The 4774-nt window shown below is 75.9% G+C and carries 7 protein-coding genes and 1 pseudogene; 6 read left to right on the top strand and 2 right to left on the bottom strand.

All coding sequences use genetic code 11. The annotated features are described in order from the left end of the window. Nucleotides 1-946: DUF3500 domain-containing protein (locus KBX39_RS23440; protein WP_210872528.1), on the bottom strand; the 946-nt coding region annotated here is incomplete at its 3' end. Between the two features lie 23 nt (nucleotides 947-969). After that, on the bottom strand, nucleotides 970-1362 hold the full coding sequence (locus KBX39_RS23435; RefSeq protein WP_064446128.1) for an ankyrin repeat domain-containing protein: 393 nt from the start codon (nucleotides 1360-1362) through the stop codon (nucleotides 970-972). Between the two features lie 70 nt (nucleotides 1363-1432). Here KBX39_RS23435 and KBX39_RS23430 point away from each other — a divergent pair, with 70 nt between their 5' ends. From KBX39_RS23430 to KBX39_RS23405, 6 genes and pseudogenes are all read left to right on the top strand, one after another. Further along, nucleotides 1433-1810, top strand: coding sequence for a hypothetical protein (locus tag KBX39_RS23430; protein WP_064446127.1), 378 nt, complete (start codon nucleotides 1433-1435; stop codon nucleotides 1808-1810). A gap of 106 nt (nucleotides 1811-1916) precedes the next feature. Beyond that, nucleotides 1917-2369, top strand: coding sequence for a cysteine dioxygenase family protein (locus KBX39_RS23425; RefSeq protein WP_064446126.1), 453 nt, complete (start codon nucleotides 1917-1919; stop codon nucleotides 2367-2369). Between the two features lie 38 nt (nucleotides 2370-2407). Next, nucleotides 2408-2902 (top strand): rhodanese-like domain-containing protein, encoded by a 495-nt coding sequence (locus tag KBX39_RS23420; protein WP_064446509.1) that lies wholly within the window; start codon nucleotides 2408-2410, stop codon nucleotides 2900-2902. Nucleotides 2903-2953: 51 nt separating this feature from the next. Then, complete coding sequence (locus KBX39_RS23415) at nucleotides 2954-3523, top strand: winged helix-turn-helix domain-containing protein (protein ID WP_043324471.1); 570 nt, start codon at nucleotides 2954-2956, stop codon at nucleotides 3521-3523. 291 nt (nucleotides 3524-3814) lie between these two features. Then, on the top strand, nucleotides 3815-4420 hold the full coding sequence (locus tag KBX39_RS23410; protein ID WP_030504027.1) for a winged helix-turn-helix domain-containing protein: 606 nt from the start codon (nucleotides 3815-3817) through the stop codon (nucleotides 4418-4420). Between the two features lie 96 nt (nucleotides 4421-4516). Then, nucleotides 4517-4774: pseudogene (locus KBX39_RS23405) on the top strand (uridine kinase); the annotation flags it as partial.

Below are 4774 nucleotides of genomic sequence, written 5' to 3'. Positions count from 1 at the left end.
GGTGGGCGGCGGCGTGGTGCGCGGCCAGCACGTCGGCGCCGAAGTCACCGGCCGGGCGGCGCAGCACGGTGTGCGCGTGGTTGCCGTCGTCGGTGGTGTTGTCGTACTCGATCAGCAGGTCCTCGCCCTGCACCCGGTAGTAGTGCCGTCGGCCCGGCTCGACCGGCCCGGCCCAGGCGAAGTGCAGCTCGCCGCCGTCGAGCCGGTCGGCCTCCCGGGCCGCCAGTTCCGGCGGGAGCCGGTCCAGGTAGAGCGCGACCAGCCGGTCCAGCAGCGCCCGGCCGGTCGGCCGCAGCCGCCCCCGGGGTACGCCGGGCGGGTCGAGCCGGCCGGGGGCGGTGGCCCGGGTGGCGCTGATGATGTCGGTGGGCGCCTCGTCGGCGATGATCGCGGCGGACCGGCCGCCCGGACCGAGCGCGTCGAGCAGCTCGCGGGCCAGGTCCTCCTCCGGGCCGAGCGGCCGGGTCACCGGGCGGCCGGCGTGCCGGACGGTGGCCGGGTTCGCGCCGAGGAAGACCGGCGCGGGGGAGACCCGGTCGTCGGCGACGGTCATGCTCACCGACAGGTGGTGTCCCTCGAACCGCCAGGCCCAGTCGTCGTCGCGGTCCGGGTCGCCGAAGACGGCCACCCAGTAGTCGCCGCTGTGCCGTCCGCGCCGCCAGTCCTCGGCCCGGTCCAGCACCTCCTCCAGCGCCATCACGGTCATGGCCTGCGCGTACGCGGCCGGGCTGAGCGCGGTGGCGAGCAGCCGGTGGGCGGCCTTGCGGGCGTCGACGTCCAGGCCGGTGAGCGCGACGCCGGGCCGGGGCCGCGGCCGGTACTCCAGCCAGCGCCGGGCCGGTTCGTCGTCGAAGGCGTGCCGGGCGGCGTCGCGGGCCGGCTCGTCCAGCGCGGCCAGGAACGCCGCCGCGGCCGCGCGCATCTGCTCGGGTACGGGATCCTCCACCGTCTCTGTATACCGCCTGGGGCTCACTCGCGGCGCAGCAGCGCCAGCATGTCCGGCAGCTCGAAGAACCGGGCGGTCTCGACCGCCGACGGGCCGCCGTGGTCCGGGTCGGCGCCGGCGTCCAGCAGCGCGCGGACCGCCGCCTCCTGACGCCGGAACACCGCCGCGGCGAGCGCGGTCTGCCCCCTGTCGTTCACCCGTGCCGGGTCGGCGCCCCGGGCCAGCAGCGCGGCCACCGTGTCCGGGTGGGCGTGGTACGCGGCGAGGATCAGCAGCGTGTCGCCCTTGGCGTTGGTGAGGTTGACCGGCAGCCCGGCGTCCACGTTGGCGGCCAGTTCCTCGGTGGCGCCGGCCCGGGCCAGGTCGAACATCCGGTGGGCGAAGGCGATGGTCTCGTCGTCGAGTTCGTCGGGCATCCGCCCAGGCTATGGCGTCGCGGCCGGACGCGCCTGGTAGCTTGCGCAGCCGGGCACGGGAGGCGCGCGCATGGACGATCGGGTGTACGTGGGCAACGCGGCGGTGGACGGCGCGACCGACGCGGGCTGGCTGCTGGGCCACTTCAAGCCGGCCGGGGACGTGCGGCACAGCACCGACGTCGAGGTGAAGTGGGGCGTGCACCCGGCGGGGGAGAGCCGGTCCCGGTGGGCCACGGGTGAGCGGCGTACCGCCCTGCTGGTGCTGATCAGCGGCGCGTTCCGGATCGAGCTGCCGGACCGCACGGTGGTGTTGCGCGCGCCCGGTGACTACGTGGTGTGGGGCCGGGGCGTGGACCACTCCTGGTACGCCGAGCGGGAGTCCACGGTGCTCACCGTCCGCTGGCCGTCGGTGCCCGGTTACAAGGTGGATCCGCCGGTCCTGCGCTGAGCCGCGAGCCGGCGTCCCAGCATCTGGTATTACCTACTTAACCGATAGGCTTTGCCGTCTAAGCTGTGCGGGTACATCCGCTCCGCACCGTGAGGACGTCCCGCCGATGACCAGCACCGCTCCCGCCGATCTGCTCGCCGTCGCCGCCCGCTGGGCCGACCCGGACGGCTGGCCGGTGCCGCTGTGCTTCGACGCGTCCGAGCGGTGGTACGCCCGCCTGGACGCCGGCGACGAGCACGAGGTGTGGGCGCTGAGCTGGCTGCCCGGACAGGGCACCGGCCTGCACGACCACGGCGGCAGCGCCGGCGCGTTCCTGGTCGTGGCCGGCGTGCTCACCGAGGAGACGGTCAGCGGCGCGCGGCTGCGCCCGCACCGGCTCGCCGCCGGCGCCGGGCGGCGCTTCGGCGTACGGCACGTGCACCAGGTCACCAATCACGGCGACCAGCCCGCCGTGAGCGTGCACGTCTACCGGCCGGCGCTGACCCGGATGACCCGCTACCGCCTCGTCGCCGGCCGGCTCCGGGTCGCCGAGGTGGCCGAGGCCGGCGTGGCCTGGTGACCCACCCCCGCAACCCCGACGAACGGAAGGACGCCACGATGGCGCAGATCCCCACCACCGCAACCGAGCGCTGTCCGGCTCCGCCGCCGGGCTCGCGGGGCATCGACGAGATCCTCGCCGCCGCCCGGGCCCGCCTGCGCCGCCTCGATCCGGAGCAGGCGCACCTGGCGTGCCGGGCCGGGGCGCTGCTGGTGGACATCCGCCCGGCCGCCCAGCGCGCCGCACAGGGCACCGTGCCGGGCGCGCTCGTCGTCGAGCGCAACGTGCTGGAGTGGCGCTTCGACCCGCGCTGCGCGGCCCGGCTGCCACAGGCTGTCGACTACGACGTGCCGGTGATCGTGCTCTGTCAGGAGGGCTACACCTCGTCGCTGGCCGCCGCCGCGCTCCAGGACATCGGCCTGCACCGGGCCACCGACGTCGTCGGCGGCTTCGCCGCCTGGCACATCGCCGGCCTGCCCACGCTCGGTCCCACCCCGCCGACCCGACCCTCGTCCGCCGCGCCCCCGGTCACCGCCGGTGGGGCGCTCCGCTGACCGTCCCGCCGCACCGGCGGGGCGGGGCGACCGCCCGCACAGGAGGCTCCCATGTCCGTCGTCGCCCTCACCACCCGTCCGGCCCGATCGGGCCGCCCCGACCGGGCAGTGCCGCCCCGGCCGCGTACCGCGCCGACCGTGACCATCACCCTCGACCTGGGCGCCGGCCCACTGACGCCGGGCCTGGCCCGCCTGGCCGAGCTGCTGGACGAGCTCGCCGCCTCCGGCGAGGCGCTGGTGAGCCCGGACGAGCACCGGGCCGCCCGTACCGTGCTCGACCTGCGCCGCGCCGCCGCCGCGCCACCGCCACCGGCCGGCGGCGGCGTGCGCATCCTCACCGGCACCCGCCGGGTCCGGCTCGGCGACACCGAGATCACGCTCACCCGCATCGAGTACGACCTGCTGCTCTTCCTCGCCGAGCACCCGCGCCGGGTGTTCACCCGGCTGCAACTGCTCGCCAACGTCTGGGGCTACGAGCACGCCGTGGCCCGCACCGTCGACGTCCACGTCCGCCGGCTGCGGGCCAAGTTCGGGCCGGACACGCCGCTGGTCACCACCGTCTACGGCGTCGGCTACCGCCTCGCCGACGACGCCGCGATCACCGTGGACCGCGACGCCTGACCCGCCCTTCCCGCACGCGGCGCACCCGGAGAACCGGGTGCGCCGCGTTCACGTTCAGGACGCATCCGCCATTGTGAACCGCCGGGGAGACCCCCCGTACCAGCCCGAAACGGCGCTCTGCTGTAATCAACGGGCCTCGCACGCAGAGCGAGCGCACGGCTCCGATGTGTTCGTCAAATGTCACATTCATGCAACGCAGCCGCCTCTTGACCCTCGCAGAGACGCCGGGAAGCATCGATGAGGCGGCGTCCCGGGCCGTGGGGAGATACCCGGACCAGCCCAAGGAGGACCATGTCGGTCAGCCCCGCCTCGTCGCGCGCCGGATGGCATACGTCCCAACCCGCGGTCCCCGGTCGTCCCCCCGGCGGCCAGCGTCGTCCCGCCAACACCGCCGCGCCCATGCTCACCGTCACCCTGAACATCCCACTGGCCTGTGAGGAGTCGCTCACCCCGGCCGCGCGCCGGCTGCTCGACGCCGCCCGCGAGATGCTCGAACGCGGCGACGCGGTGGTCAGCGCCGCGGTTCCGGCCGAGCGCCGGCCCGACGCCGTCCCGGCCGGCCGCGCGCCGTCCCGGCCGCTCGCCCCGACCATCCCGACCCTGCACATCCTGGCCTCGTCCCGGTCGGTGCTGCGCGACGGCGAGCCGCTGCCGCTGACCCGGCTGGAGTTCGACCTGCTGCTGCACCTGGTCGCCCACCCCCGCCGGGTGTTCACCCGCCTGCAACTGCTCAACGCGGTCTGGGGGTACGAGCACGCCGGCGTCCGCACCGTCGACGTGCACGTCCGCCGGCTGCGCGGCAAGGTCGGCGTGGACGTCCCGCTGGTCACCACCGTCTACGGCGTCGGCTACCGGCTCGCCGACGACGCCCGCGTCACCATCGACCGCACCGGCTGACCCGGGACACCCACGCGCCGATCGCCGCCGGACGGAGCCCCGACCGCCCGGAGGGATCAGGTGGTGACCCGCCCGCCCGCGCGGCACGATGGTCCGATGCGTGTGCGCCCGATCAGCCCCGACCGGCTCGTCACCGAGCTGGCCGGGCGTCTCGCCCGCACCGGGACGCCCGGTCGGCTGCGGGTCGCCGTGGACGGCCCGCCCGCCGCCGCACCGGACACGCTCGCCGAAGCCCTCGTCGCCCCGCTGCGCGCCGCCGGCCGGCCGGTGCTGCACGTACGCGCCGACGACTTCCTCCGCCCCGCCTCGGTCCGCCTGGAGCACGGCCGCACCAACCCCGACGCGTACTACGAG

The sequence above is a fragment of the Micromonospora sp. D75 genome (assembly GCF_018070405.1).
Taxonomy (GTDB): Bacteria; Actinomycetota; Actinomycetes; order Mycobacteriales; family Micromonosporaceae; genus Micromonospora; species Micromonospora chalcea.
This window is presented reverse-complemented; position numbering and strand designations above follow the sequence as displayed.